The 26,708-nt window shown below is 71.3% G+C and carries 23 protein-coding genes; 14 read left to right on the forward strand and 9 right to left on the reverse strand.

Annotated features, from left to right (window positions below):
• Window positions 1-16: 16 nt before the first annotated feature.
• A complete protein-coding gene (locus AW272_RS08230; protein WP_066362284.1) occupies window positions 17-628 on the reverse strand; it encodes a molybdopterin-dependent oxidoreductase in 612 nt (203 codons plus the stop codon).
• Window positions 629-899: 271 nt separating this feature from the next.
• Between AW272_RS08230 and aroF the strand changes: the two genes are divergently transcribed.
• Window positions 900-1,946 (forward strand): 3-deoxy-7-phosphoheptulonate synthase, encoded by a 1,047-nt coding sequence (aroF, locus tag AW272_RS08235; protein ID WP_066362288.1) that lies wholly within the window; start codon window positions 900-902, stop codon window positions 1,944-1,946.
• An 11-nt stretch (window positions 1,947-1,957) separates the two neighbouring features.
• Window positions 1,958-3,145, forward strand: a complete 1,188-nt coding sequence (locus tag AW272_RS08240) for an MFS transporter (RefSeq protein WP_066362289.1) — start codon at window positions 1,958-1,960, stop codon at window positions 3,143-3,145.
• On the opposite strand, the gene thiI is transcribed toward AW272_RS08240, so the two are convergent.
• From thiI to macS, 3 genes are read right to left on the reverse strand one after another with little or no spacing between them, the layout of a single operon-like run.
• On the reverse strand, window positions 3,134-4,330 hold the full coding sequence (gene thiI, locus AW272_RS08245; RefSeq protein WP_066362290.1) for a tRNA uracil 4-sulfurtransferase ThiI: 1,197 nt from the start codon (window positions 4,328-4,330) through the stop codon (window positions 3,134-3,136). The genes AW272_RS08240 and thiI overlap by 12 nt on opposite strands.
• Before the next feature lie 42 nt (window positions 4,331-4,372).
• Window positions 4,373-5,023 (reverse strand): response regulator, encoded by a 651-nt coding sequence (locus AW272_RS08250; RefSeq protein ID WP_066362291.1) that lies wholly within the window; start codon window positions 5,021-5,023, stop codon window positions 4,373-4,375.
• Window positions 5,020-6,126: a MacS family sensor histidine kinase gene (gene macS, locus AW272_RS08255; protein ID WP_066362295.1), complete on the reverse strand. Its 1,107-nt coding sequence runs from the start codon at window positions 6,124-6,126 to the stop codon at window positions 5,020-5,022. The genes AW272_RS08250 and macS overlap by 4 nt, the downstream gene beginning before the upstream one ends.
• Before the next feature lie 110 nt (window positions 6,127-6,236).
• Here macS and AW272_RS08260 point away from each other — a divergent pair, with 110 nt between their 5' ends.
• Window positions 6,237-7,079, forward strand: coding sequence for an MHYT domain-containing protein (locus AW272_RS08260; RefSeq protein WP_083958102.1), 843 nt, complete (start codon window positions 6,237-6,239; stop codon window positions 7,077-7,079).
• A gap of 28 nt (window positions 7,080-7,107) precedes the next feature.
• On the opposite strand, the gene AW272_RS08265 is transcribed toward AW272_RS08260, so the two are convergent.
• The gene (locus AW272_RS08265; protein WP_066362296.1) at window positions 7,108-8,133 is read right to left on the reverse strand and encodes a 6-phosphofructokinase; all 1,026 of its coding nucleotides are present in this window, start codon (window positions 8,131-8,133) and stop codon (window positions 7,108-7,110) included.
• Window positions 8,134-8,240: 107 nt separating this feature from the next.
• Here AW272_RS08265 and glpK point away from each other — a divergent pair, with 107 nt between their 5' ends.
• The gene (gene glpK / locus AW272_RS08270; protein WP_066362297.1) at window positions 8,241-9,695 is read left to right on the forward strand and encodes a glycerol kinase GlpK; all 1,455 of its coding nucleotides are present in this window, start codon (window positions 8,241-8,243) and stop codon (window positions 9,693-9,695) included.
• The gene (locus tag AW272_RS08275) at window positions 9,692-12,238 is read left to right on the forward strand and encodes a type 1 periplasmic-binding domain-containing protein (protein WP_157518432.1); all 2,547 of its coding nucleotides are present in this window, start codon (window positions 9,692-9,694) and stop codon (window positions 12,236-12,238) included. The genes glpK and AW272_RS08275 overlap by 4 nt, the downstream gene beginning before the upstream one ends.
• Here the strand turns inward: AW272_RS08275 and AW272_RS08280 are convergent.
• Complete coding sequence (locus tag AW272_RS08280) at window positions 12,235-13,188, reverse strand: lactonase family protein (RefSeq protein ID WP_066362299.1); 954 nt, start codon at window positions 13,186-13,188, stop codon at window positions 12,235-12,237. The two genes, AW272_RS08275 and AW272_RS08280, sit on opposite strands and share 4 nt — an antisense overlap.
• 88 nt (window positions 13,189-13,276) lie before the next feature.
• Between AW272_RS08280 and AW272_RS08285 the strand changes: the two genes are divergently transcribed.
• Genes AW272_RS08285 through AW272_RS08305 form a run of 5 tightly spaced genes read left to right on the forward strand, consistent with a single transcriptional unit; the run spans window position 13,277 to window position 17,747 of the window.
• A complete protein-coding gene (locus AW272_RS08285) occupies window positions 13,277-14,188 on the forward strand; it encodes a bifunctional helix-turn-helix transcriptional regulator/GNAT family N-acetyltransferase (protein WP_066362300.1) in 912 nt (303 codons plus the stop codon).
• 18 nt (window positions 14,189-14,206) lie between these two features.
• A complete protein-coding gene (locus AW272_RS08290; RefSeq protein WP_066362302.1) occupies window positions 14,207-15,271 on the forward strand; it encodes an LLM class flavin-dependent oxidoreductase in 1,065 nt (354 codons plus the stop codon).
• On the forward strand, window positions 15,268-16,029 hold the full coding sequence (locus AW272_RS08295) for an ABC transporter permease (RefSeq protein WP_066362304.1): 762 nt from the start codon (window positions 15,268-15,270) through the stop codon (window positions 16,027-16,029). The genes AW272_RS08290 and AW272_RS08295 overlap by 4 nt, the downstream gene beginning before the upstream one ends.
• 13 nt (window positions 16,030-16,042) lie before the next feature.
• Entirely contained in the window at window positions 16,043-17,029 is a 987-nt protein-coding gene (locus AW272_RS08300) for a taurine ABC transporter substrate-binding protein (protein WP_066362306.1), read from the forward strand.
• On the forward strand, window positions 17,016-17,747 hold the full coding sequence (locus AW272_RS08305) for an ABC transporter ATP-binding protein (RefSeq protein ID WP_066362308.1): 732 nt from the start codon (window positions 17,016-17,018) through the stop codon (window positions 17,745-17,747). The genes AW272_RS08300 and AW272_RS08305 overlap by 14 nt, the downstream gene beginning before the upstream one ends.
• Before the next feature lie 16 nt (window positions 17,748-17,763).
• Here the strand turns inward: AW272_RS08305 and AW272_RS08310 are convergent, their stop codons facing one another.
• Window positions 17,764-18,744: an alkaline phosphatase PhoX gene (locus AW272_RS08310; protein ID WP_218010816.1), complete on the reverse strand. Its 981-nt coding sequence runs from the start codon at window positions 18,742-18,744 to the stop codon at window positions 17,764-17,766.
• Window positions 18,745-18,896: 152 nt separating this feature from the next.
• Here AW272_RS08310 and AW272_RS08315 point away from each other — a divergent pair, with 152 nt between their 5' ends.
• Window positions 18,897-21,719: a P-loop NTPase fold protein gene (locus AW272_RS08315; protein WP_066362312.1), complete on the forward strand. Its 2,823-nt coding sequence runs from the start codon at window positions 18,897-18,899 to the stop codon at window positions 21,717-21,719.
• Window positions 21,720-21,773: 54 nt separating this feature from the next.
• A complete protein-coding gene (locus AW272_RS08320) occupies window positions 21,774-22,055 on the forward strand; it encodes a hypothetical protein (RefSeq protein WP_066362313.1) in 282 nt (93 codons plus the stop codon).
• Between the two features lie 134 nt (window positions 22,056-22,189).
• Here the strand turns inward: AW272_RS08320 and AW272_RS08325 are convergent, their stop codons facing one another.
• Window positions 22,190-22,657, reverse strand: a complete 468-nt coding sequence (locus tag AW272_RS08325) for a Dps family protein (RefSeq protein WP_066362314.1) — start codon at window positions 22,655-22,657, stop codon at window positions 22,190-22,192.
• Between the two features lie 107 nt (window positions 22,658-22,764).
• On the opposite strand from AW272_RS08325, the gene AW272_RS08330 reads away from it, so the two are divergent.
• Both AW272_RS08330 and AW272_RS08335 read left to right on the forward strand, forming a co-directional pair.
• On the forward strand, window positions 22,765-23,526 hold the full coding sequence (locus tag AW272_RS08330) for a helix-turn-helix domain-containing protein (RefSeq protein WP_066362315.1): 762 nt from the start codon (window positions 22,765-22,767) through the stop codon (window positions 23,524-23,526).
• The gene (locus AW272_RS08335) at window positions 23,523-25,907 is read left to right on the forward strand and encodes a VIT domain-containing protein (protein ID WP_066362316.1); all 2,385 of its coding nucleotides are present in this window, start codon (window positions 23,523-23,525) and stop codon (window positions 25,905-25,907) included. Before AW272_RS08330 ends, AW272_RS08335 begins: the two co-directional genes overlap by 4 nt.
• Window positions 25,908-25,961: 54 nt before the next feature.
• Here AW272_RS08335 and AW272_RS08340 read toward each other — a convergent pair whose 3' ends face one another.
• Window positions 25,962-26,666: a lysophospholipid acyltransferase family protein gene (locus AW272_RS08340; protein ID WP_066362318.1), complete on the reverse strand. Its 705-nt coding sequence runs from the start codon at window positions 26,664-26,666 to the stop codon at window positions 25,962-25,964.
• Window positions 26,667-26,708: the final 42 nt, after the last annotated feature.

Here is a 26,708-nt window from a genome sequence, read left to right on the forward strand (position 1 = left end):
AGACCTCGGAGTGGCCCTACGGCGGGCCCTCGCCCGGGTCCTCCTGGTATGAGTAGCGCTGCTCCCGCCAGGGGTCGGCGACGTTGTGGTAGCCCCGGTCCTCCCAGAAGCCGCGCCGGTCCTCGGTCAGGTATTCGATGGCGCGCACCCATTTGACGCTCTTCCACGCGTACAGATGAGGGACCACGACGCGGACGGGGAAACCACGCTCGGGAGTGAGCGGCTTGCCGTCGAGTTCGGTCGCGAAGACGGTCGAGTCACGGTCGAAGTCGGCCATCCGGACGTTGGCGCTGTAGCCGTATTCAGCCCAGATCATCACGTGCCGGACACCCTCGGCGGGCGGGACGGCGGCCAGGAACGCCCCGGCCGGCACCCCCGACCACTCGGTCCCCATGATCGAGAACTTGGTCACGCAGTGGACGTCGGCCAGCACCGTCGACCGGGGCAGCTCACCGAACTCGTCCCAGCTCAGGAAGTGCTGCTCGCCCGACGCGGTCGCGCCGAAGATCTGCAGCCGCCAGGTCGCCGGGCGGAACGACGGAACCCTGCCGTAGTGCACCACGGGCCTGCCACGCGGGATGTACTGACCCGGGGGCAGCCGGTTCTCCTCGTCGGGCGTCTCCGGCATCCGCCCATCCTGTCACCCCGCGCGGTGCTGATCACTCCCGGGTCGGCCCCCGTCGTGAGGATCATGGCCACGCCCACCCTGCGGGGGGCCGGAAGGCGATCCGGCGGGGATGAGGTATATTCCAGACATGCTCAGCGCACTCTCGTTTTGGTATGGCGACGGACCCGTGTGGACCGCTCGCCATGAGGTTGTGCGCTAGCAGCCAAAGGCGAACGAAAAGCCCCGGGTCCGATCAAGGACCCGGGGCTTTTCGCATGTTAAAGGAGAGGCAATGGTCATCGTCATGGCCCCGCAGGCCACCCAGGAAGACATCACCGAGGTCGTCGCGCTGGTCGCGACGGCGGGCGGCGAGGCGTTCGTGTCGCGCGGGGTGAACCGCACGATCATCGGGCTGATCGGCGACGTCGAGCAGTTCGCCAGCCTGAATCTGCGCGGCCAGCGCGGTGTCGCCGACGTCATGCGGGTGTCCACCCCCTTCAAGCTGGTGAGCCGCGAGAACCATCCCGAGCGCTCGACGGTCAGAGTGGGCGGCGTCCCCATTGGGCCGGACACGGTCACCCTCATCGCGGGGCCGTGCGCGGTGGAGACGCCGCAGCAGACGCTTGAGGCCGCGCTGATGGCCAAGGCGGCCGGGGCCACCCTGTTGCGCGGCGGCGCCTACAAGCCGCGTACGTCGCCGTACGCCTTCCAGGGGCTCGGCGAGGCGGGGTTGCGGATTCTGGCGGACGTCCGGGAGCAGACCGGCCTGCCGATCGTGACCGAGGTGGTGAACGCGGCGGACGTGCCGCTGGTGGCGGCGTACGCGGACATGCTGCAGGTCGGCACCCGCAACACGCAGAACTTCGCACTGCTGCAGGCGGTCGGCGAGGCGGGGAAGCCGGTGATGCTGAAGCGCGGGATGAGCGGCACGATCGAAGAGTGGCTGATGTCGGCCGAGTACATCGCGCAGCGCGGCAACCTCGACATCGTGCTGTGCGAGCGGGGCATCCGAACCTTCGAGACGGCGACCCGCAACACCCTCGACGTGTCGGCGGTGCCGGTGGCGCAGCGGCTGTCGCACCTGCCGGTGATCATCGACCCGTCCCACTCGGGCGGGCGGCGTGACCTGGTGCTGCCGCTCAGCCGGGCGGCCATCGCGGTCGGCGCCGACGGCGTGATCATCGACGTCCACCCGCACCCCGAGCAGGCGCTCTGCGACGGGCCGCAGGCCCTGGTCGACTCCGACCTCGAAGAACTGGCCAAGATCATGCGGGACTTCCCGCCGTTGCTCGGCCGCACCCTGGCCGCGAACCTCGCCGGGGAGTCCATCCCCGTGTAGCCTGCGCCCTCGTGGCGTTTTCGGGGGATCTCTACCGCAACAAGAACTTCGTTCTTCTCCTTGGTGTGCAGACGCTGTCCGTGCTGGGCGACGCGTTCTCGACCGTGGCGGTGCCGCTGCTGGCGCTGCACGCGACCGGATCCGTCGCCCAGATGGGCATTCTGACCGCCCTCACGGGCGTCGCCTCGGTGGTGACCGGGACGTTCGCCGGAGGCATCGTCGACCGGTTCGACCGGCGGCGGGTGCTGGTCGTGTGCGACATCGGGCGGTTCTTTCTGTACGGGTTGATCCCGGTCCTCTGGTGGGTCTCGCCCGTCATCTGGCCGCTCTATGTGATCGTGCCACTGGCGGCCTCACTCGGGATGATCTTCTCGGTGGCCTATGTGACCGTGCTGCCGTCGATCATGGAGTCGGAAGACATCACCCGGGCCAACGGGATCCTGTACGGGACCTACGCCGTGGCCGGGGTGGCCGGGCCCGCGCTGGCCGGGCTCATCTCCGGGGCGTTCGGGCCGGTCGCCGCGATCGGGCTGGATTCGGTCACCTTCCTGATCTCCGCGCTCGGGCTGCGGTTCATCAGGCTCAGGCCGTACACGAAAGAGAAGACCGGGGGCCGGCTGGCCGGGGCGCGGTTCCTGCTCGGGAACCCGGTGCTGCGGACCATGACGATCCTGCTGACGGCGCTCATCTTCCTCACCGCCGGGCTCGACGACCTGGTGGTCTTCCATCTGAAGGAGAACCTGGAGCAGCCGGACGCGGTGGTCGGCTACGTGCTCGGCGCGGCGGCGGTGGGCACGGTTCTCGGGTCGATGGTCGTGGCCCGGCTCCGCACGCGGCTGGGATTCGGGCCGACGTGGCTGCTGTCGACGGCCCTGGCGGGGGTCGCCGTGGCCGTCATCGCCCTGTCGCCCGGGGTCGCCGGGATCGGGGCGCTGATGGCGGCGTTCAGCCTGGCCATCACGGTGGGGGCGATCTGCTCGATGTCGCTGCGGCAGGAGATCACCCCGGCCCACCTGCTCGGCCGGGTGACGGCTGCGTTCTGGACCATCCACTTCGCGCTGGGGCCGCTCGGGGCGACCCTGGCGACGTTCTCGGCGGCCGGGCAGGGGGTGTCGACGGTGGTGGCGCTGATCGGCGGCGGGCTGCTGCTGGTCGCGCTGGGCGGGGTGTTCAGCCCGGTCAGAAGGTCAGGTCTCTAGCTTGTAGGCCTGGATCGAGTCGGCCAGCTGCACCGCGAGCTCCTCGGCGTCGAGGCGCTTCTCGATCTGCTTCAGGTCTTCGATCTTGGCGGCCAGCTCGGGCTGGCGGGAGGCCAGGATGGTGCAGCAGTCTTCGTCGGGCAGCTCGGAGATGGCCAGCGTGCCGATGCGGCGGGCCTCGGCGATGACCTCCATCTTGTCGAGGCCGATGAGCGGGCGCAGGATCGGCATGTCGGTCGCGCTGTCTTGGGCCACGATGTTGGCCATCGTCTGCGACGACACCTGGCCGAGCGAGTCGCCGGTGATCAGGGCGGCCGCCTTGTGGCGGATCGCGACCTCTTCGGCGGTCTTCAGCATCAGCCGCCGCTGGGCGATCATCGCCAGCTTGTCGCTGCCGGAGACGCGGATCGACTGCTGGGCCTTGCCGAACGGCACCACCCACAGCCGCGAGCGGCCCTGGAAGGCGTCGAGCCGCCGGACCAGCGCGTAGGCCTTGTAGATCGACTCGGTGGTGGTGAACGGGATGCCGGAGAAGTGCAGGAAGTCGACCCGCAGGCCGCGCCGCATCATGCGGTAGGCCGCCACCGGGGAGTCGATGCCGCCCGACAGCAGGGCCAGGCCCCGGCCGCTGGTGCCGACCGGCAGGCCGCCCTGGCCGGGGCGGGCGCCGACGTAGACGAACACCTCGTCGCGGTCGACCTCGATCGAGACGATCAGCTCGGGGCGCCTCAGGTCGACCGGCAGGCCGTAGGTGTCGTTGATCTCGCCGCCGACGTGGCGGTCGAGCTCGTTGGACGTCAGCGGGAACCGCTTGTCGCGGCGGCGCGACCGGACCGCGAAGCGGGCCTTGCGGGCCACCTCGGGGGTGTCTCTGATCAGTTCGAGCGCGGCCTTGGTGACCACCGAGGGGTCTTTGGCGACCCGCCAGGCCAGGTGGACCAGCACGATGCCGGGCACCTCGCTGACCCGCGCGGCCACCTTCTCGGCGACCTCGACGTCGGTGCCGTCGGGCAGGAACAGGGCGATCACGCCGTGGCGCTGGCGCAGGTCGATCTCGAAACCGGCCAGGGCGAACTTGATGTTCGCGCGCAGCCGTTGCTCGAAGATCTCGCGGTTCTTCCCCTTGAGGACGATCTCGCCCAGTTTGAGCAGAACGCAGGGCTCACCCAGAGCGGTCATGGTCATGACGATGGTCCTTCGGGAACGACTGTCGGGAACCTTTTAACTCTAGTCGAGGTCCGCCAGACCTTTTTCGATCGCGTACCTGACCAGCTCGACCCGGTTGTGCAGCTGGAGCTTGCTCAGGGTGTTCTGCACGTGGTTCTGGACCGTCCGGTGCGACAGCACGAGCCGTTCGGCGATCTGCTTGTACGACAGCCCCTTCGCCACCAGCCGCAGCACCTCGGTCTCCCGGTCGGTGAGCCGGGGGCCCTCCTCGGCGGCCTTCGGCTGGGCCGCCAAGCGGCGGTACTCCCCCAGCACCAGCCCGGCCAGGCCGGGGGTGAAGACGGCGTCGCCCTTGGCGGTGCGGGCCACGGCCTCCAGGAAGTCGGCCTGGCTCGCCGACTTCACCAGATAGCCCGACGCGCCCGCCTTGACCGCCTCCAGCACGTCGTCGTGCTCGGCGCTGGCCGACAGCACCAGCACCTTGGGCGGGTTCTCCGAGGCGCCCAGGCCCCGGGCCACCTCGACCCCGGGCAGGTCGGGCAGCTGGAGGTCGAGGACCACCACCTCGGGCCGCACGGCCGCCGCCACGCGCAGCGCCTGGCGGCCCTCGCCGCAGGTGGCCACGATCTCGTAGCCCGCCTCGGCGAGGTCGCGGGCGACGCCCTCCCGCCACATCGGGTGGTCGTCGACGACCATGACGCGCACGCTCATGGCGCCACGATAACCATCTCGATCTCGGTCCCATCAGGGGAGGAGACAATCGTGACCGAGCCGCCCAGGGCGGCCACCCGGCCCCTGATCGCCTGGGAGACGCCCAGGCGGCCCGCCCGTGCCGCCTCCTCCAGACGGCCCTCGGGGATGCCGGGGCCGTCGTCGCGGACGGTCACCGTCACGGCCCCGTCTTCGGCCTCGACCAGGATCCACGTCTTCGTGCCCTCGGGGCAGTGGTGGTTGACGTTGCTGAGGGCGTTGGCGACGGCGGCCTCCAGCTCGTCGACGGTCCTGGCGGGCAGGTCGACCGGGGTCGCCGGGGTGGCGACGGTGACCGTGGCGGAGGCGTGGCGGCGCAGCGCCTCGTTGAGGTCGGCCCTCTCGGCCACGCGTGGCCGGGGCGCGGTGCGGACCAGCTCGCGCAGGACGGCCTCCTGCTCCCCCGCCAGCCGGCCCAGCTCGGCCGCCTCGCCGCCGATCTCGGCGCCTCTGCGCTGGACCAGGGCCAGGACCTGGAGGACCGAGTCGTGGATGCCCCGGGCCAGGCGTTCGCGTTCGCGTCCGGCCGCCTCGATCTCCACGGCCTGCTGCATCAGCGCGTCGGCCTTGCGGGAGAGCTGGGCGACGTGGCCGATCACCACACCCGCCAGGAACAGCAGCACGGCGCCGTTGACCTGGACGGTGTTCAGGTCGAGCACGCCGACCCCGCGCAGCCAGATGTCCAGCGCGGCGATCACCGCCGCCGCCACCGCCCCGGCGCGGCGGCCCGCGTAGACCGCCCAGGCGACCACCGGCGCGGCCACCCACGTCGCCGTGATCGGCATGCTGCCGCGCTCGCCGTCGAAGCCCTGGACCCAGATCGACGACAGCAGGCAGGCGCCGGTGACGACCAGGTCGGCGGTCAGCAGCGGCCAGCCCCGCAGCCGGTCCCGCGCGTAGGCGTAGGTGGCGAAAGCCGTCCAGGCCGCCATGAGGGTGAACACCGCCCAGGCGGCGATCGGGTCGTCGTAGCCGTCGGCCTCGACCAGGAGCACGCCCGCGTAGCCGAGCGAACACACCCGGAATACGGCGATAGCCCGCCAGAAGGGGGTCTCGATGCTCATTTCGGTCATCGTACGACTACATAACGAACAGAGCATGAACCCTCGAAAGGGACAAAGACACCCAATGGAGCGATGTAATAATTTTGTTGCAACCACAACCGGGAGAACGCATGTCCCATATCAACCACTTCTCGCATGGGGCCCTGACACCGCTCCTCGCGTACCTGATGTCCGTCGTCGGCTCACTGCTGGGCCTCATCTTGACCGCCAGGGCCCGCTCCGCACAGGGCGCCTCGCGGTATCGCTGGCTCGCCGGGGGCGCGCTGGCCATCGGCGGAACCGGCATCTGGGTCATGCACTTCATCGCCATGATGGGCTTCGACGTCACCGGTAACGAGATCCGTTACAACGTCGGGCTGACCGTGGTCTCAGCGGTCGTCGCGGTCGCCGTGGTCTACGGCGGTCTGCACGTCGTCTCGACGGGCGAGGGCTTCCCGCGTCTGCTCGCCGGCGGCCTGCTGGCCGGCGTCGGCGTCGGCACCATGCACTACCTGGGCATGTTCGCGATGAGCATGGCGGGCACCCTCGCCTTCGACCCGCTGCTGGTCGCCCTGTCGGTCCTGATCGCGATCGTCGCGGCCACCGTCGCGCTCTGGTTCACGCTGAAGGTCAACGGCCCGCTGGCCACCGCCGGCGCCGCTCTCATGATGGGCGTGGCCGTCACCGGCATGCACTACACGGGCATGTACGCCCTCAGCGTCGCCCCCGGCGACAAGGCGATCTCGGGCGCCACGGCCATGGACTTCCTGCTGCCGCTCATCGCCGGGATCAGCCTGATCACCGTGGGTCTGCTGCTCGCCATCCTGCTGTCGCCCTCGGCGCGGGAGATGCGCGAGGACAGCGAACTCCTGGAGCGCCTGCAGCAGCGGCGCACCGCCCCGCCTCCCCCGCCGGTGCCCTCCAGGGGACACCGCAAGCCGGAGGGCGACGACCTGTTCACGCCGCGCAGGTAGTTCCCGCGCGGCGCGGCAGGAGGGGTTCTTAACCGAAGAAGACCTCGGCCTCGGCGTAACGGTGGACGGGCACCGTCTTCAGCTCGGCCGTCGCGGCGTCGAGGCCGCTGCGCACGATCTCGGTGCCCTGGAGGCCGACCATCTTGCCGAAGTCGCCCTCGTGGACGGCGTCGATCGCGGCCAAGCCGAAGCGGGTGGCCAGCACGCGGTCGTACGCCGTCGGGGTGCCGCCGCGCTGGATGTGGCCGAGGACCGTGGTGCGGGCCTCCTTGCCGGTGCGCTTCTCGATCTCCTGGGCGAGACGGTCGCCGATGCCGCCGAGGCGGACGTGGCCGAACGCGTCGAGCTCGCCGACGGTCGTCTCCATCTGGCCGTCGATCGGGTGGGCGCCCTCGGCGACCACGATGATCGGGGCGTAGCGGATCTTGAAGCGCGACTCGACGTATTCGCAGACCTTGTCGATGTCGAACGGCTTCTCGGGGATCAGGATGACGTTGGCGCCCGCGGCCATGCCGGCGTGCAGGGCGATCCAGCCCGCGTGACGGCCCATGACCTCGCAGATCAGGGCGCGGTGGTGCGACTCGGCCGTGGTGTGCAGCCGGTCGATGGCCTCCATCGCGATGTTGACCGCGGTGTCGAAACCGAAGGTGTAGTCGGTCGCGTTGAGGTCGTTGTCGATCGTCTTCGGCACACCCACGACGTTCACGCCACGGTCGAAGAGCTGCTTGGCGACGCCAAGGGTGTCTTCGCCGCCGATCGCGACCAGGGCGTCGATGCCGTGGCTCGCAAGGTTCTCCTTGATGCGCTCGACGCCACCCTCGATCTTGATCGGGTTGGTGCGCGACGAGCCAAGGATGGTGCCACCACGCGGCAGGATGCCGCGGACCGTCTGCACGTCGAGGGGCATCGTGTCGCCCTCGAGCGGGCCACGCCAGCCGTCGCGGAACCCCACGAACTCGTGACCGTAGACGCCGACACCCTTGCGGACCACGGCCCGGATCACGGCGTTCAGACCGGGGCAGTCGCCGCCACCGGTGAGCACTCCAATACGCATGTCGGGTTCCTCCATATGAGATAGCGCGGCCAGACTGTGTCTGGACGCCGACGGTGGCATTCTGCCGTGACGGCGCAACAATGGTCTAGACCAAAAAGTGAGGCGCCGTGGCGGTTTTGGCGATAGACGCTGGTACGACGGGCGTGACCGCACTCGTGGTGGGTGAGGACGGCCACATCGACTCTCGCGGATACCAGGAATTCGAGCAGCGATTCCCGGAACCCGGCTGGGTCGAACACGCGCCCGACGACATCTGGCGCGCGACGCTGGCAGCCTGCCGCACCGCTCTGGCCAGGGCAAGCACCACTGTGCGGTGCGTCGGACTGACCAACCAGCGCGAGACGGCCGTGCTGTGGAACGCCACCACTTTGGACGCCCCCCGCAATGCCATTGTGTGGCAGGACCGGCGGTCCTCCGACATCTGCGCCCGCCTTCGTGAGGAAGGTCACGAACCGCGTGTGACCGAACTCACCGGCCTGCGGCTCGACCCCTACTTCACCGGCACCAAGCTGACCTGGCTGGCCGAGCACGATCCGGAGGCCTGGGCGGCGAAGGACCTGGCCATCGGCACGGTCGACAGCTATCTGGTGGCACGCCTGACCGGCGGCGCCCGCCACGTGACCGACCCCTCGAACGCGTCCAGGACGCTGCTCTACGACATCCACGCGGGCGCCTGGTCGCCCGAGCTGTGCGACCTGTTCGGGGTGCCCATCGAGGCGCTCCCCGAGGTGGTGCCGAACTACGGCGAGTTCGCCCGTACGAGCCCCGACCACTTCCTGGGGCTCGACCTGCCGATCAGCGGCATGGCCGGCGACCAGCAGGCGGCCCTGTTCGGCCAGACCTGCTTCGAGGTGGGCGACGTCAAGTGCACGTACGGGACCGGCTCCTTCGTCCTGGTCAACACCGGGCGCGAGGCGGTGGGCTCGGACGCGGGGCTGCTGACGACGGTCGCCTGGCAGGAGCCCTCGGGCGAGCTCACCTACGCCCTGGAAGGGGCGATCTTCGTCACCGGCGCGGCGGTGCAGTGGCTGCGCGACGGGCTCGGCCTGATCGGGACGGCGGCCGAGTCGGAGGAACTGGCCCGGTCGGTGCCCGACGCGGGCGGCGTGGTGTTCGTGCCCGCGCTCACTGGCCTGGGAGCGCCACATTGGGATCCGGACGCCCGGGGAACGATCACCGGCCTCACACGGGGTACCACTAAGGCACATCTGGCCCGCGCGACGCTCGACGCGATCGCCTACGAGGTGCGCGACATCGTGGCCACCATGTCGGAGGAGGTGACCGTGCTCAAGGCCGACGGCGGCGGCAGCGCCAACGACCTGCTCATGCAGGTCCAGGCCGACCAGCTCGGCATCCCGGTCGAACGGCCGAGGATCCAGGAGACGACCGCGCTGGGCGCGGCGTTCCTGGCCGGTCTGGGCGCGGGCGTGTGGTCCACCCGCGAGGAACTGAAACACACCTGGCAGCTCGACCAGCGGTTCGAGCCGGGCCCCCGCGACGAGCGGGCCTACGACGACTGGCTGCGCGCGGTGCAGCGGTCTCGGGGGTGGGCCGCGCGGTGAGTGCCGACCTCCGAGGCGACTTAGCCGGGTTCCTGCGCCGCCCCTGGTTCTGGCGGCGCGACCAGCAGCTCCCCGTCGTGCTGGTGACCGGCAGCGGCGCGCCCGCCGTCGTCGCCGAGCTGACCGCGCCGTTCGCCGACCACCTGCCGACCGCGCTGATCCGCGACGGCGAACACGGCTCGGTGCTCGCGCTGGTGGCGGCGCTCACCGGGCCGCGCGGCCAGCTCGCCCGGCCGGTCGGCGGTTCGTTCCTGCCGCCGCCCCGGTTCCCGCTGGCCCAGTTCGTGGCCTGGGCCGCGACGCAGCGGCACCCGCCGGAGCCGCAGTCCCACGAGGGATATCAGGACTTCCGCAAGCGGCTTCGCGACCGGCGGCGCGGCCCCGCCGACGCGTCGCTGCGGGTGGCCGCCGACTTCTTCATCGGCCGGGCCGCGCTGACCTGGGTGCCGATCGGCACGATCGTGACCTGGCTGCTGGCCGGGCCGACCGACCTGGTGGGCGTGCTGCCGTGGGTGCTGGGCGCGCTGGTGGCCGTGCTCGGCGTCGGCGCCCAGGGCCTCGCGTCGCTGCGGGGCTCGTTCTTCTTCGGCTGGTTCCGCCGCCAGCCGGTGCTGCGCCGCCACCGCTGGGAGAGGCTCGCCTGGTACGCGCTGCGCCTGGCCAACGCCTCGCCGGAGGAGCTCGAACGGCTGGCGGTCAACGCGATGTGCGAGGACCTGCGGCAGGCGTACAAGAAATGGCGCATCCCGTGGCCGAGCTGGGGGCGCGGGCTCTACTGCCTGCTGCGATTACAGGTCAGCGATCCCCACGGGGTGAACGCCCGGTTCCTGCGGCTGCTGGAGGACGCCGCCGCGCTGACCGGTCACCCGGTCCCGGTGGTCGTGGTCGCGGCGGTGCCCGACGAGCTCGCCGACCCCCGGCCGATCGCGGCGACCCCGCTCGCCGACATCACCGGTCACGTCGGCACATGGCGGCGGGAGCACCGGCGCCGCCGGTTGCCGGTCCGGCTGGTGATCGGGCCCGGCGACCACGCCGCCCACCCGGGCGTCCCCCACCGCTTCCGGCCCATCAAGCACCAGGCGCGGGCGTGGATCTACTGGGCGGTCGTGCTGGCGGTGCTGCCCGGCCTGATCATCGGGTTCGTCGTCATCAACCTGTCGGAACGCACGGCCCACTGCGGCGGTCTCCCCTACGTCGACCGCATGGGCAGCGAGTGCGTCGGCGTGGTCAACGCCGCCGACGAGGCCCCCGAGGGCCTGTTCGCCAAGCCGATCGCCGATCTGGTCGCCCGCATCGACGTCAACAACGCCTACGCCGTCGAGTCGGCGCAGTACGTCACCCTGGCCCTCTTCGGCGAATATTCGGTGCGGCAGACCGCCCAGGACGACACCCGATTCCCCAGCATGGTCTCCGAGCTGACCGCCGCCGAGGAATACCAGCGCACCCTCCAGAACCCGCTGCGGCTGCGCATCCTGATCGTCAACGCGGGCGACAACTACGCCCACGGCGGCCGGGCCGCCGACCTGGTCGCCCGGCTGGCCGACGACGACCCCCACCTCGTCGGCGTGGTCGGCCTCGGGCGCAGCGTCGGCGGGGTCGAGCAGGCGGTCGACCGGTTCGACGCCGCCAAGATCCCCCACATGACCACCACCGCCACCGCCGACGACCTCGGCGTCGTCGGCGACCGGCCCTCGCCCTACTTCTTCCGCGTCGGCCCGACCAACTTCCGCGAGGCGACCCTGTCGGCCCGGTTCGCCAAGCGCACCCTCGACGCCGAGACGGCGGTGATCGTGCAGGACGGGACGGCCGACGACACCTACACCAACAACCTGGCCGACGACTTCGCCGACGCCCTGACCACCGAGAAGGTCGACCCGGGCCGGCCGGTCGCCTACGGCAACTCACGTGAGGGCATGTCGGGCGCGGTCTCCACGGCCTGCGCGCGTAAGGCCGACGTCTTCATGTACGCCGGTCGCGCCCGCGAGTTCGTCGGCTTCCTCAAGGCGCTGGAAGGCAGCAGCGCGTGCAGTGCCGGGGTGCTCAAGGTGGTCGCCGGCGACGACGTGATCAGGGTGGTCGCCGACCACCGGGCCGAGATCGCCGCGATGAGACAGGTGGAGGTCTACTACGTGGCGCTGGCCAGCCGGGAGATGTGGGGCGAGGTGAACCCGACCGGGTTCGTCAGCGCGCTGCGCGCCGGGGCCCACGCCGACCTCGCCGACGACAACCTGATCCTGACCTACGACGCGGTCGACGTGGTCTACCGGGCCGCCGACCGCGCCTTCCTGCCGGGTGACGAGCTGCCCAGCAGGGGCGACGTGCTCTATCGGCTGGCCCGCACCTCGGGCCCGTCGGCGTGGAACGGTTCGAGCGGCGTCATCGACTTCGGCCACGGCGAACGGCACGACCCGGTGAACAAGGCGGTCGGCATCATCAAGGTCGCCGACCAGCCGACACCGCCGCTGGTCCGCTGCGGACCGCTCGACGCCGACGAGCCTCCCACCACCGACGAGCTCTGCGCCAAGCTGCCCGATGCTCCCTAGAGCAGCACGCAGGTCGGGGTCGGCACGGCCAGCACCTGGCCGGTCGGCTCCGGCACGCCGTTGACCAGCCTGAAGTGGACGACGTCGCCACTTCGCTGGTTGGCGACGTAGAGGTCGGCTCCGTCGATCGCGAAGTGGCGGGGCCAGTCGCCGCCGCAGTCGACCTCGGCGACCATCTTCAGCGTCTCGGGGTCGAAGACGCTGATGGTGTTGGGACCCCGGTTGGCGACGTAGAGCCGGTCGCCGTGGAGCTGGATGTGGGACGGGTAGTTGACGCCGTCTCTGCCGGTCGCGGCGACCTCACCGGTCGGGTTCCAGTGGCGGTCGAAGGCGTGGACCTGGCCGTCGAGCTCACCGGCGACGAACCAGCCGGTCGAAGCGCTCACCAGGTGGCGGGGGCCGGTGCCCGGGGTGAGCGCCACGGGTTCGAGCTCGGTGACGTCGGTGCGGACGCGCCACTGGCGGATCTGGTCGGCGCCCAGGTCGGTGACGTAGAGGATGCCGGCCTCGAAGGTGGCCTGGTGGGCGTGGGGGCCGCGCTGGCGCTCGGGGTCGGGGCCGCCGCCGTCGTTCGGGAAGAGCAGCGGCGGGCCGGTGAACAGGCCCTCCTCGTCGAGCGAGTGGAGGGCCACCATGCCGTCGGCGTAGTTGGCCACGGCCAGCCAGTTGTCGGCGACGGCCACGTGGCAGGGGGAGCCGCCGCCGCTCGACCGGGTCGCGAGGCGCTCGGGGTCTTCGGTGGCGCTGAACGCGGTGATCGTGCCGGGGTCGGACTCGCCCACGGCGTAGAGCACCGGGAGTGAGGGGTGCACGGCGAGGAACGAGGGGCCGGAGACGGCGGCGGCGCCGGTCTCGGTGAGTGCCCCGGTTCCGGCGCGGACGGCGACGGTCACGCCCGGCCCCGCCCCTCCGGTGTCGGGCGTGTAACCCCCGATGTAGACCGTGTTCACGTCGCTCCTTCGAACAGGCGGGCAGGTTTCGAACCCTAGCGCATCCGCATTATCGTTGCCTCAGTCAACGTTTCGCTTGAGGAGAGCAATGGACGCGATCGCGGAGGTCCGGGCGTTCAACCGCTTCTACACCGAGGTCATCGGCGTGCTGGGACCGGGCATGCACGACTCCCCCTATTCACTGACAGAGGCCAGGATCCTGTACGAACTGGGCCAGACCTCCAGCCCGATGGAGACCGGCGAGATCCGGCGCCTGCTCGGCATCGACGCCGGTTACCTCAGCCGGCTGCTGACCCGGCTGGAGTCCGAGGGGCTGGTGACCCGGGAACGCGCCGATCACGACGCCCGCCGTCAGGTCGTGTCCCTGACGGAGTCCGGCACGACGACATACGCGGATCTCGACCAGAAGTCGGCGGCCCAGGTCGCCGGCCTGATCGACGGAGTGGAGCTTCCACGCCTCCTGACCAGCATGGCCACGATCCGGGAGATCCTCGGCGGCGGGCCCCGCAGTGACACCGTCGTCATCCGGGCGCCGCGCCCCGGCGACCTGGGCTGGGTGGTGCAGCGGCACGGCGCGATCTACACGCGCGAGCAGGGCTGGGGGCCCGATTTCGAGGCGTTGGTCGCCCGGATCTGCGCCGACTTCCTCGACAATCTCGACGACCCGGGCCAGGGCGGGTGGATCGCCGAGGTCGACGGGCGCCGGGCGGGGTGCGTGTTCTGTGTCAGGAAAGACGGCGAGACGGCGCAGTTGCGGCTGCTGCTGGTGGAGCCGTGGGCGCGCGGGCGCGGCGTGGGCGCCCGGCTGGTCGAGGAGTGCCTGCGGTTCGCCGCCGACGCCGGATACACGCGGATCCGGCTGTGGACGCGCGACGTGCTGACCGCCGCCCGGCGGATCTACCAGGCGGCGGGCTTCGAGGTCACCGGCACCGAGCAGGCCGAGGGGTTCGTGGACGAGATCTGGGAGCGGGATATTTCCGGCTTTACTGATAGGAATTAGCGGAATAAGATCCGGGGCATGCGGTTCCACTGGTTCCTCCCGACCTCGGGCGACGGCCACTACGTGCGTCCCGCGACCACCACGGTCGCGGCCGGCGCGGCGCCGGTCCGGCAGCCCACGCTCAAATACCTGACCCAGGTCGCCCTCGCCGCGGAAGAGGCCGGCTTCGAGGCCGCGCTGACCCCGGTCGGCCTGGGCTGCCCCGACCCGCTCGTCACCTGCGCGGCCGTGGCGGCCCGGACCGACCGGCTCGGCATCCTGGTCGCCTTCCGGCCCGGCTTCACGCTGCCGACCCTGCTCGCCCAGCAGGCCGAGGCGTTCCAGGAGATCAGCGGCGGCCGGCTGCGCCTCAACGTGGTCACCGGCGGCGACCCGGTGGAGCAGCGCGCCTACGGCGACTTCCTGAACCACGACGAGCGCTACGCCCGGACCGCCGAATACCTCCACGTGCTGCGCCGCACCTGGGAGGGCGTGCCCTTCTCCTTCACCGGCGACCACTACCGGGTCGAGAACGCGGGCCTGGCCACGCCGCTGGCCAACCCGCCGGAGATCTACTTCGGCGGCGCGTCCCCGGCGGCCGAGCGGGTCGCGGCCGAGCACGCCGACGTCTACCTGATGTGGGGCGAACCCCCGGCGATGATCGCCGAGCGCCTGGAGCGCATGCGCAAGCTGACGGCCGAGACCGGCCGCACCCTGCGCTACGGCATCCGCCTGCACATCATCGCCCGCGACACCTCCGAGGAGGCCTGGGCCTACGCCCGCCACCTGCTCTCGGGCATGGACCCCGACCGGATCACCGCCGCCCAGGCCCGCTTCGCCCGGATGGACTCGGTCGGCCAGGCCCGCATGGCCGGGCTGCACGGCGGCAGCGCCGACAACCTGGAGATCTCCCCCGGGCTGTGGGCCGGTGTCGGGCTGGTGCGCGAAGGCGCCGGGACCGCCCTCGTGGGGTCCTACGCCGAAGTGGCCCAGAAGATCCGCGAGTACGCCGCGCTCGGCCTCGACGAGTTCATCCTGTCGGGCTGGCCGCACCTGGAGGAGTCGGTCCGGGCCGGCGAGTTCCTGCTGCCGCTGCTCAAATGAACCTCGCCCTGCGCCTGGGGGCCGTGGTCTTCCTGCTGGCCGTCTGGCAGGTGGTGGCGTGGCTGAAGATCTGGCCGCCGGTGTTCGTGCCCGAACCCCTGTCGGTCTGGAAGCAGTTCATCCGCACCTCCACCGAGGGCTACAGCGACTACACGCTGGCCGGTCACCTGCTGGCCAGCCTGCGCCGGATCGTCCTCGGCTGCCTCTACGGGATCAGCGGCGGCATCGTACTCGGGCTGCTCATCGGGGTCGTACCGGTGCTGCGGACGCTGCTCAACCCGCTGGTGACCTTCGTCCGCACCCTGCCGCCGCTGGCCTATCTGAGCCTGCTCGTCATCTGGTTCGGGATCGGCGAGGAGCCGAAGGTGTGGCTGCTGCTGCTCGCCGCGCTGCCGCCGGTGGCGGTCGCCACCGCCGACGCGGTCCGGGGCGTGCACGAGGACTACCTGAACGCGGCCCGCTCGCTCGGCGCCCGCCCGTGGGAGATCCCCTATCGGGTGGTGCTGCCCAGCGCGCTGCCGGAGATCGTGACGGGGGTGCGGGTGGCGGTCGGGGTGGCGTACACGACCGTCGTCGCGGCCGAGACCATCAACGGCGTACCCGGCATCGGGGGCATGGTGCGCGACGCCCAGCGCTACAACCACACCGACGTGGTGGTGCTGGGGATCATCGTGATCGGCCTGTCCGGGCTGCTCATCGACTATCTGCTGCAAACGCTCGACCGGCGGCTCGTGCCCTGGCGCGGCCGTCACATCTGAAGGAGCCCCCCACATGAAACGCGTCATCGCGGCGCTGTTGGTGCTGGCCACCGCCTGCTCCTCCCCCGCCGAGTCACCTGGCGAGAAGAAGACGGTCCTGCGGATCGGCTACCAGCTCATCCCCAACGGCGACCTGATCGTGAAAGACCAGAAGTGGCTGGAGCAGGCGCTCCCCGGCACCGAGGTCACCTGGGCCAAGTTCGATTCCGGCGGTGACGTCAACACCGCGATGATCGCGGGCGCCATCGACATCGGCCTGGCCGGCAGCAGCCCCGTGACCCGTGGCCTCTCCGCGCCGCTGAACATCCCCTACCGGGTGCCGTGGATCTTCGACGTGATCGGCGACAACGAGGCCCTGGTCGCCAAGAAGGAGATCACCTCGGTCGCCGGGCTGGCCGGCAAGACGATCGGGACCCCGTTCGCCTCGACCGCCCACTACAGCCTCCTCGCGGTCCTCGCCGAGGCCGGCGTGACCGACGCCAAGGTCATCGACCTCCAGCCGCCGGACATCCAGGCGGCGTGGACCCGGGGCGACATCGACGCCGCCTACGTGTGGACGCCGGTCCTGGCCGAGCTGGAGAAGGACGGCGCCGTGCTGGCCACCAGCCGCGAGCTGGCCGCCAAGGGCAAACTGACCGCCGACCTGGCCGTGGTCCGCAACGAGTTCGCCACCCAGCACCCCGAGATCCTGGCGGAGTGGCTCAAGCAGCAGGACCGCGCGGTCAAGCTCACCCGCAGCGACACCCCGGCAGCGGCGGCGGCCATCGGCCGCCAGCTCAACCTCGACCCGGCCGAGGCGACCCGCCAGCTCGGCCAGCTCGTCCTCCTCGACGCCACCGAGCAGCGCTCCCCCGAATACCTGGGGACCACCGAGGCCCCGGGCAAACTCGCGGAGAACCTCCGCAGCGCGGCGGAGTTCCTGGTCGGCCAGAAGCAACTGGACGCGGTGCCTGAGCTGACGGTCTTCCAGAAGGGCCTCCTGACCGATGCCCTCCCCTGAGCCGGCCATCGAGCTCCGGGCGGTGACGCGGGTCTACCGCGACCGCCCGGCGCTCGGGCCGATCGATCTGGCCATCCCCGCCGGGGAGTTCCTGACCGTGGTCGGGCCCTCCGGCTGCGGCAAGAGCACCTTGCTGAGCCTGGTGGCGGGGTTCGCCCCGCCCACGGCGGGGACCGTGCTGGCCGATGGTGCGCCGGTGACCAGGCCGGGTCCTTCGCGGGGCGTGGTGTTCCAGCAGCCCCGGCTGTTCCCGTGGCTGTCCGTCGCCGGGAACATCGGGTTCGGGCTGCGGCGGCTGAGCCGGTCCGAGCGCGCCGCGCGGGTGGCCGAACTGCTGGCCATGACCGGCCTGGAGAACGCGGCCAGGCTGAAGCCCTACGAGCTGTCGGGCGGCATGCGGCAGCGGGCCGCCATCGCGCGGGCGCTGGCGCCCCGGCCCAAGGTGCTGCTGATGGACGAACCCTTCGGCGCGCTCGACGCCTTCGCGCGGGAGCGCATGCAGGAGGAGGTCCGCGAGCTGTGGCGGAGCACCGGGGTGACGATTCTGTTCATCACCCACGACGTCACCGAGGCGACGACCCTGGGGACCCGGGTGATCGCCCTGGCGGGGCCGCCGGGGCTGATCACGCTCGACGCGCGGGTCAGCGAGGGGCTGCGCGAGAAGGTCGAAGCCGCGATCCGGGACGCCGCCTCGGCGCGGGCCGGGGTGGCCTCGTGAGGTCGTACAGAGGAAATCAGCCTTTGAAGGGACCGGTCACCTCGTAGGTGACTCCCCCGGTGCGGGAGGAGAAGTAGAGGCGTTCCCCGTCGGGGGAGAACGCGAGGCCGGCGATGGACTTCTCCGGGCCGTCGAGGCGCAGGAGTGAGGTCACCACGCCGTCGGCGTCGATGATGTTGATCTCGCCGCCGGGGGTGACGAACAGGTCGCCGGCGCCGGCCAGCAGGCGCGGGTCGGCGCCGTAGAGGACGGACAGTTCGCCCGCCGCCGGGTCGTAGGACCAGACCCGGTCGTCGTCGGTGGAGAAGTAGCAGAAGCCCCCGGACGTGGAGCACCGGCCGGCGCGCCGGAAGCGGGCCGCGCCGGGAAGCTGGTCGCGGGTAGGGGCGTCGGTCGCCGACGGGTTGGGCACGCGGGCCCAGGTCACCGGTCCTGGGCCGGTGCCGAGCATGACCTCCAGGACCCCCGTCGTCAGGTCGCCCCAGTCGTCGGGGCGGAACCGGTAGAGGCAGCCCTCGGGGTGGTCTTCGGTCAGGTAGATGACCTGGCGGACCTCGTCGCAGACGGCGCTCTCGTGCCGGAACAGGCCCATGGCCGGGCGGGGCATGGCGGCGAAGTGGCCGTAGGGGTCGCATTCGAAGACCCGGCCGCGGCCGGTGTCCTCGCACGACAGCCACGTGTTCCACGACGTCGCGCCCCCGGCGCGGTTGCTGTCGGTGCCCGACAGGATGCGGTAGCCGCTGCGGATCGACCCGTCGGGGCCGAACTTGAGTGCCGAGACGCCGCCGAGCAGCGGGATCTCGGAGTTGGAGACGTAGATCCAGCCGTCGCCGTCGGCGAAGCACGCGCCGTTCTCGGGCGCCTGGTGCCAGGTCACCCCGCCGACCCGTTCGCCGGTGCGGCCGACCACCCGGCTGGTGAAGCCCTCGGCCAGCTCGATCGCCGGATCACCAGGTGTCTTCATCCGCGCCGCGAACCTCCCCGAACCGGCAGCCATGGGACCTCCCTCACAATTCACGCTACGCGCGGCAGGCGGGGACAGTCGAACCGAGCTATGTGAACTTCCGGGGAATCGGCACGGGTCCCCGGGCAAAACTTTGCCCAAACCACGGGCAGCGGGGTCCTGGACCATTCCTAAAGTGATCGGCCATGCCCCTCTCTCCCGACGTGATCGCCCCGGCGGTCACTTCGCGCCGTGCTCTCGTGTTCCTCGACCAGGATCCACCGGCCCGGCGACTGGCGAGTGCCCTCAGATCCTCCGGCTACGCGGTCGAGACCAGCCCGGCCGGCCGGCGTGACCACGAGCGGCTGGCCGAGTTCCTCGGCTCCGGACGGCCCGGCGAGCTGCTGCTGGTGCGCTGGCCGTCGACGTCGACCTGGTCGGGGGCCGATTTCGCGACGCTGGTGAAGCGGTTCGGGGCCTCCGCCGGGGAGTCGACCGCCTCGGCGGTGCTGATGATCGTCGACTTCGGCTGGATCGGCAGCGCCTCCCCCGACGAGCAGACCGTCAGCGCCCTGCCGGCCCCACCGGGCATCGTCGCCGCCGCGCTGACCACGGGGCTGGCCGTCGGCGCTGAGGTGAGACCGGGGGCGCCCTCGCTGACCGAAGTGGTCGCCGACGGCCTGCTGACCTTCGACGCCGACCTCGGCGGCGACGGCGTGGTCTCGGTCGCCGACCTGCTGGCCCACGCCCTGGCCGCCTTCGGTGAGCACGCCGAGTTCCTGCCCCACCTGCTGACCTCGCCCGAGGCGCTGGACGTCGCGGTGGCGGTCCGGGGCACCGTGTCGGGCACGCTGCCGACGGTGTTCGAGCGCGCCGCGGCGATGCTGGGCGGCCCGCGGCCGAAGTCGGCCGAGCAGGCCGTCGCGCGGATCTACGACGAGCACCTGTCGCCGGAGGCGCAGCTGCTGCTGCGGCGCGGCAGCCTGCTGGCCGAGGGCGAGCGGCTGACCGGCGAGGTCGCCGAGGTGCTCGGCGGCGCGCGGGCGGGCCGCACCGAGCTCGCCGAATGGGGGCTGCTCGGTGAACCTTTCAGCCATCCGGCCGTGGCCCTGTTCGGCCGGGCCCGCCTCGATCCCGACGAGAAGGCCACCCTGCCGGGCGCGCTGCGCCGCTGGCGGGCCCGCCGCAAGGCGACCCGCCCCCGGGCGCGGCTGACCCCCGACCGCTGGACCGTCGACGACACCCTCGGCCACGGCGTCTACGCGGAGGCCATCGCCGCGTTCATCCGCCACGCCGAGACCCGGCCGCCGCTGACGATCGGGGTGAAGGGCCCCTGGGGCACCGGCAAGACCTCGCTGATGCGGATGATCCAGGAGGAACTCGACCCCGGCGCCTCGGACGGGCACGCCCGCGAACTCCGGCTGCCCCGATCGCTCCCGGCCCGGCCGCCGGCCCGGCTGATCCGGCTGATGGCCCGGCTGTGGCCGGGCGACCGGTCCACCGAGGGCATCACGAACGCGGAGGTCCGCGCCGCCGCGAAGGCCCCGGAGGGCGAGCCGGCGCCGGTCGGGGCGACCTCGGGGTCCTGGCGGCCGACGGTCTGGTTCAACCCGTGGATGTACCAGAACGACGAGCAGGTCTGGGCCGGCCTCGCCCACGAGATCATCACCCAGATCACCGACCGGCTCCCCCGCGCCGAGCGGGAGCGCTTCTGGCTGCGGCTCAACCTGGCCCGCGTCGACCGCGAGGCGGTCCGCCGCCGCGCCTACCACCTGGCGCTCATGCGGGTCGGCCCGGTGCTGCTGGGGCTGGTCCTGACCCTGCTGCTGTCCGGCGCGTCCCTGCTGGCCGCGCCGCTGCTGCCCTTCCTCTCCGGTACGGCCGGCGCGCTCGCCTCCGGGGGCGCGGTGGCCGCCGTCTTCGCCGCCTCCGTACGTCTGGCGCGCTTCCTCACCGAATCGGCCGAGTCGGCCTTCGCCTCCCTGGTCCGGGCGCCCGACCCCCTCAGCGGGGACGGCCCGGGATATGGGGCGCGGACGGGGTTCCTGCATCTCGTCCAGACCGACATGGGACACGTGCTCGACCTGGTGGCCACCTCGGAGCGCCCCCTGGTCGTCTTCGTGGACGACCTCGACCGCTGCTCCTCGGGCGCGGTCGCCCAGGTGATCGAGGCGATCAACCTGTTCCTGGCCGGGGAGTTCCCCAACTGCGTGTTCGTGCTGGCCATGGAGCCCGACGTGGTCGCGGCGCACGTCGAGGTGGCCTACCGCGACCTGGCCGAGACCATGCCCGCCCACCTGCGCGAGGACCTCGGCTGGCGGTTCCTGGAGAAGATCGTGCAGCTCCCGCTGCGGGTGCCGCTGCTCGACGAGGACGCCCGGCTGCCCGACTACGTGCGCGCCCTCATGGACATCCCGGCCCAGCGCACCGCCCCGGTCGCCGCCCCCGCCCGGCCGTCGGTCGACCTGGCGATGGTGGCCCGCATCGAGCGGGCGATCCGGGGCTCGGGGGCCCGCGTCGACACCCTCGACGACGCCGCCCGCGCCGCCCAGGACACGGTCGCGGTGGCCGAGGGCGAGACCTCGGCGCTCGGGAACCTGTGGGCGGAGACCCGCTTGGCCGCCGACCGGGTGTTCGACGACCTCTACAGCGACGAGAACGCCTACCGGGCCATCCGGGGCGCGCTGCCGGTGCTGACGGCGTCGAACCCGCGCGAGCTCAAGCGCTATGTGAACGTCTTCCGGTTCTACTCCTTCGTGACCTACCGCCAGCGGCTGGCCGGGGAACGCGCGGCCTCCGACGCCGAGGTGGCGAAGCTGGCGGCCCTCACCGTCCGGTGGCCCCATCTGCTGTCGAGGCTGTCGGGCGGGGCGGTGCTCGGGCGGCTGGAGGAGGCCGCCGGCGACGCGGCGGCGTGGCATGAGGCGCTGACCTGCGCCGGTCTGGAACCGGGGCCCAAGTGGGATCCGCTGCGGGCGCTGCTGGCCGCACCGCCCTCGGTGACCGACCTCGCGCGACGGCTACTGTAACCGATTCGTCGCGGTACGCTACCGTCGTCCCCCCGATCGGAAGGGTGATCCACGATGGCGCTCATCTATCCCGTCCACGCCGAGGCCGACGACAGCGACGATTCCTTCGAGTCCATGTCGGCCGAGTGGTCGTCCCAGTGGGTGATCGAGGTGACCGTCCGCGACGAGGGCGACGACAGCGACTGCGACAGCATCGTCATCGGTCCGATGGCGGCCCGGCCCGCGTGGGACTACGTCCACGAACTCGAGGCTTTGCGACCGGGGTGGACGTTCGTCCTCCAGCCGATCTTCGAACCGACCGAGGCCCCGGAGCTGGTGGCCTCGCTCGAAGCGTGAGAACACCGATGCCGCAGGCCCTCGGAAGGGACTGCGGCATCGGTTCCCGGTGACCCAGGTTGGCGCCGCCGCTCCTGAAAGGATCCAGCCAATCACGTGATCAGGAGCGGCGGCCGTCTAAGTCGGGGGGTCGTTCAGCGCTGGGCCTGGATCATCCAGTGCTGCTTCTCCAGCTCCCGGGTGATACCGATCAGCAGGTCCTGGGTGACCACGTCGCTCTTCTCGGTCATCTCGATGCGCTCGCGCATGCGCCGCACGATCGACTCCAGGATGTCGGTCATCGCAGCGATGACCTTGCCGTCTTCGATGTAGCCCGGTTCGAGCTGGTGCAGGTGTGTGTGCTCGGCGAGCGTGCGAGCCCGGCCGTCGGGGTTGAGTCCGACGGCGACGGCGCGTTCGGCCACGCTGTCGGCGCTCTCCCTCGCCATGCTGACGATCTCGTCCAGGTGCAGGTGCAGCGAGCGGAACGACCGCCCGATGATGTTCCAGTGCGCCTGCTTGCCGAGCAACGACAGGTCCAGTAGATCGACGAGCGATCCCTGTAGCGCCTCTGCTGTGACCTTCTTGTCCTCCGCGCTCAGAAGGCTGGTGATCGAAGCCATGAAAGCGGATCTCCCTCCCACAAAGTCGGTCTATAGCGCCTAACGGAGGACGAATCACCCATATTCCCCATTTGACAGTGTCATTGTGACAGTGTCACTGTGGAGGCATGGACGAGACCTGGACCATCGCCGAACTGGCCGAGCGCGCCACCACCGCGCTCGCCGGGCTGGCGCCTGCCAACGGCCGGATCAGGGACGTACCGAACGAACGCCTGATCCGCTACTACACGACGATCGGCCTGCTCGACCCCCCGCTCGCCCGTCGGGGCCGGGTCGCCCTCTACGGCCGCCGGCACCTGCTCCAGCTGGTGGCGGTCAAGCGCCGCCAGGCCGAAGGGGTGTCCATCGCGGCCATCCAGGCCGAACTGGTCGGCGCGACCAACGCCCACCTGGCCGAACTGGCGGGGACGGCGGACTCCGCCAAGCCCGCGGGCTCGACCAGCGACCGGGCTTCCCGGCAGGCGGGCAACGGCACGGCGCCCACTACGCCTGCCGAACAAGCGCCCGCCGCGCGGCGGGCGCCCCCTCCTGCGCCGGCGGGAGCCGGGCAGCAGGAAGCACTCCCGTCGCCGAACGGACTTTCCCGCGACGCCGAACCGGATCCGGCCCAAGTCCGGTCCAGATTCTGGGCTGCTCGACCGGCGGCTGCCGTCTCTGTCGACCAGACCGCCGCTCAGTCCGAACCGGTCTCCGCGCTTCCACGCCAAGGCTTCCCCTTCGCGTTCCACGGCGTCGGCCTGACCTCGGAGGCCGCGCTGCTCCTGACCCGTCCGCTCACCGACGACGAACGTGCGGCCGTGACGCTGGCCGCCCAACCCTTGATCGACCTCCTGACCGACCTTGGTTTCTCCGAAGGGACCCAGTCATGACCGTTCCCATCACGCCGATCAGGCCCGACGAGATCCTGCCGGTTCCCGACGCGGGGTTCGGCGCCCTGGAGACCGAGAAGGGCAACCTGCCGCTGGAGTCGGTCGACGTCCGGGCCGCCATCGCGGCGCTGTCCGCCGAGGTCAAGGTCGTGCAGGGGTTCCGCAACCCCCATGACGTGGCCCTGGAGGCCACCTATGTCTTCCCGCTGCCGCCGCGGGCCGCCGTCACCGCGTTCCGGATGGAGGCCGACGGGCACGTGGTCGAGGGTGTGCTCCAGGAGCGGGGGGAGGCGCGGGCCGCGTACACGCGGGCTCTTCAGGAGGGCCGCCGCGCCGCCATCGCCGAGGAGGACCGGCCCGACGTCTTCGCCATCAGGGTCGGCAACATCGTGCCGGGCGAGCGGGTGATCGTCCACCTCGATCTGAGCCAGCCCCTCCCCTACGAGGACGGCGCGGCCGAGTTCCGGTTCCCGCTGGTCGTGGCCCCGCGCTACATCCCGGGGGCGCCTCTCGACGGCGCGCCGGTGGGAGCGGGCACGGAGGCCGACACCGACGCCGTGCCCGACGCGTCGAGGATCACGCCGCCGGTGCTGCTGCCGGGGTTCCCCAGCAGGGTCCGCCTCGGGCTGAGCGCGACGCTCGACCCGGCCGGGCTGGAGATCACCGAGATCCAGAGCAGCCTCCACGACGTCGACCGTGAGGGCGACACCCTGACGGTCCGGCCGGGCGAGCGGCTCGACCGCGACTTCATCCTCCGGTTCAGATACGCCGCCTCGACCTCGCTCACGCTCACGCCCGACGCCGAAGGCGAGGAGGGCACCTTCGCGCTCACCGTCCTGCCGCCGGAGGTGGAGCAGCGACGGCGGCCCCGCGATGTGGTGCTGCTGCTCGACCGGTCGGGCAGCATGTCGGGCTGGAAGATGGTCGCCGCCCGCCGGGCCGCCGCCCGGATCGTCGACACCCTCACCACTGACGACCGGTTCGCGGTGATCTCGTTCGACCACACGGTGGAGCAGCCGTTCCCCGGTCTGGCCGAGGCGACCGACCGCACCCGCTACCGCGCGATCGAGCACCTGGCCCGCCTGGAGGCCCGGGGCGGCACCGAGATGCTCCAGCCGCTGGAGTCGGCGCTGGCCCTGCTGACCGACGCCGGCCGCGACCGGGTGCTGGTCATGGTCACCGACGGCCAGGTCGGCAACGAAGACCAGATCATCGAACGCGTCGGCGCCAGGCTCACCGGCGACGTCCGGGTGCACACGGTCGGCATCGACCGGGCGGTCAACGCCGGGTTCCTCGGCCGCCTGGCGCTGCTCGGCGGCGGCCGGTGCGAGCTCGTCGAGTCGGAAGACCGGCTCGACACTGCGATGGAGCACATCCACCGCCGCATCGGCGCCCCCCTCGTCACCGACCTGACCCTCCACGCCGAGGGCCTGACCATCACCGGCGACAGCGTCACCCACGTGGGCTCGCTGTTCCCGGGCGTCCCGCTCACCGCCCACGGCCGCTACCGTGCCGCCTCGGAAAAGGCCTCGATCTCTGTACGCGGCCAGGCGGCGACCCCCTGGTCGGAGACCGTGACCGCACGGGAGAGCGCCAATCCGGCCGCCCGCGCGATCTGGGCCCGTGCCGAGCTGCGGCGTCTCGAAGACCGCTACACGATCGGCGAGAACACCCTGGAGAAGCGCATCGTCGAGACGTCGCTGGCGTTCGGGGTGCTGTGCCGCTTCACCGCGTTCGTGGCGATCGACGCCCGGGTGGTCGGCGACGGTCCTCCCCTGCACCAGGTGATCCAGCCGGTGGAGACCCCGTCGGGCTGGGACTCCCCGGTCCACCTGACCGCCGCGGGCGGCGCGACGCCGATGATGGCCCAGGCCGCGTTCGGGTTCGCCGCCCCGCCCCCACCCGCCGGGGCGCCGATGGCCCCGCCGATGTCCGCTCCGATGGCCCCGCCGATGCCCGCGCCCGGGTCGGCGCCCGAGTCGATGCCCAGGTCGATGCCCGCGCCCAAGGTCGCGGGCAGGCTGCGCAAGGCGTTCGGCGGCGGCGGGCAGGCCGACCGCATGATGCCGCACCCGGGCCGCGAGCAGGCGCCGCAGACCGACATGAGTGGGATCGTCCCGCTGCTCCAGGGTGAGCTCACCCGGCTGGCCGAGGCGAAGGGGAGGCCCGACGACGAGCGCCGCCGTTACCTGGCCGACCTGGCCAGCCGCCTGAAGGTGGCCGCCCACATGGTCGGCGGGCATCAGGAGCTGTCCGCGCTGGCCAGTGAGCTGGAGTGGGCCGAGCGGCCCGACTTCGACCTGGCCCGCATGTGGGCCAAGACGGAGAAACTGCTGGGCGGGCTGACGGGCGACGTCCAGAAGCCTTTCTGGAAGCGCTAGAGACGACGAAGGGCCCGGGCTTTCAGAAGCCCGGGCCCTTTACGTTGTAGATCACTACTTATCTTTCGCCGCCTTGGCCGCGCGGACCATTTCCACCTTGGCGCTGGCCGCGTATTTGTCGACGTATTCCTGACCGGAGAGTTCCATGAGGGCGTACATGATCTCGTCGGTGACCGCCCGCAGCACGTGGAAGTCGTTCTCCATCCCGTAGTAACGCGAGAAGTCGAGCGGCTTTCCGTAGCGGACGCCGGGGCGGATGCCGAACTTGGGGAGCAGCCGGCCGGGGGGCATCATCTCGAACGTCTTGACCATCGCCCACGGGATGACCGGCGCCCGTGACTCGAGGGCGAGCCGGGCCACGCCGGTCTTGCCCTTGTAGAGGCGGCCGTCGGGCGAGCGGGTGCCCTCGGGGTAGATGCCCAGGACGTGGCCCTCGCCCAGCACCCGCAGGCCGGTGGTGAGGGCGGCCTCGCTGGCCTTGCCCCCGGAGCGGTCGATGGGGACGGTTCCGACACCGGAGAAGAAGGCGCGGCTGAGCACGCCCTTCAGACCGGAACCGGTGAAGTAGTCGGACTTGCCGAGGGAGATGACCTTGCGGGGAAGGAAGAGCGCCCCGAAGAAGTGGTCGGCGAACGACAGGTGGTTGCCGGCCAGGATGACGGGGCCCTCTTTGGGCACGTTGTCCACCCCTTCCGCCCAAGGGCGGAACACGGTGTGGAGGAAGGGCCAGAGGATGGCCTTGACCACCCAGTAGAACACTCGGGGGCTCCTTCTCTCGGCATCGCCTATGCCATCTAGTGC

The organism is Herbidospora mongoliensis (genome assembly GCF_001570545.1).
GTDB classification, from domain to species: Bacteria; Actinomycetota; Actinomycetes; order Streptosporangiales; family Streptosporangiaceae; genus Herbidospora; species Herbidospora mongoliensis.

Coding starts and splice junctions, on each gene's coding strand:
- AW272_RS08230 (WP_066362284.1), bottom strand. CDS start 628: ATGCCGGAGACGCCCGACGAGGAGAACCGGCTGCCCCCGGGTCAGTAC.
- aroF (WP_066362288.1), top strand. CDS start 900: ATGGTCATCGTCATGGCCCCGCAGGCCACCCAGGAAGACATCACCGAG.
- thiI (WP_066362290.1), bottom strand. CDS start 4,330: ATGACCATGACCGCTCTGGGTGAGCCCTGCGTTCTGCTCAAACTGGGC.
- AW272_RS08250 (WP_066362291.1), bottom strand. CDS start 5,023: ATGAGCGTGCGCGTCATGGTCGTCGACGACCACCCGATGTGGCGGGAG.
- macS (WP_066362295.1), bottom strand. CDS start 6,126: ATGAGCATCGAGACCCCCTTCTGGCGGGCTATCGCCGTATTCCGGGTG.
- AW272_RS08260 (WP_083958102.1), top strand. CDS start 6,237: ATGTCCCATATCAACCACTTCTCGCATGGGGCCCTGACACCGCTCCTC.
- AW272_RS08265 (WP_066362296.1), bottom strand. CDS start 8,133: ATGCGTATTGGAGTGCTCACCGGTGGCGGCGACTGCCCCGGTCTGAAC.
- AW272_RS08285 (WP_066362300.1), top strand. CDS start 13,277: ATGGACGCGATCGCGGAGGTCCGGGCGTTCAACCGCTTCTACACCGAG.
- AW272_RS08290 (WP_066362302.1), top strand. CDS start 14,207: ATGCGGTTCCACTGGTTCCTCCCGACCTCGGGCGACGGCCACTACGTG.
- AW272_RS08295 (WP_066362304.1), top strand. CDS start 15,268: ATGAACCTCGCCCTGCGCCTGGGGGCCGTGGTCTTCCTGCTGGCCGTC.
- AW272_RS08300 (WP_066362306.1), top strand. CDS start 16,043: ATGAAACGCGTCATCGCGGCGCTGTTGGTGCTGGCCACCGCCTGCTCC.
- AW272_RS08305 (WP_066362308.1), top strand. CDS start 17,016: ATGCCCTCCCCTGAGCCGGCCATCGAGCTCCGGGCGGTGACGCGGGTC.
- AW272_RS08310 (WP_218010816.1), bottom strand. CDS start 18,744: ATGGCTGCCGGTTCGGGGAGGTTCGCGGCGCGGATGAAGACACCTGGT.
- AW272_RS08315 (WP_066362312.1), top strand. CDS start 18,897: ATGCCCCTCTCTCCCGACGTGATCGCCCCGGCGGTCACTTCGCGCCGT.
- AW272_RS08320 (WP_066362313.1), top strand. CDS start 21,774: ATGGCGCTCATCTATCCCGTCCACGCCGAGGCCGACGACAGCGACGAT.
- AW272_RS08325 (WP_066362314.1), bottom strand. CDS start 22,657: ATGGCTTCGATCACCAGCCTTCTGAGCGCGGAGGACAAGAAGGTCACA.
- AW272_RS08330 (WP_066362315.1), top strand. CDS start 22,765: ATGGACGAGACCTGGACCATCGCCGAACTGGCCGAGCGCGCCACCACC.
- AW272_RS08335 (WP_066362316.1), top strand. CDS start 23,523: ATGACCGTTCCCATCACGCCGATCAGGCCCGACGAGATCCTGCCGGTT.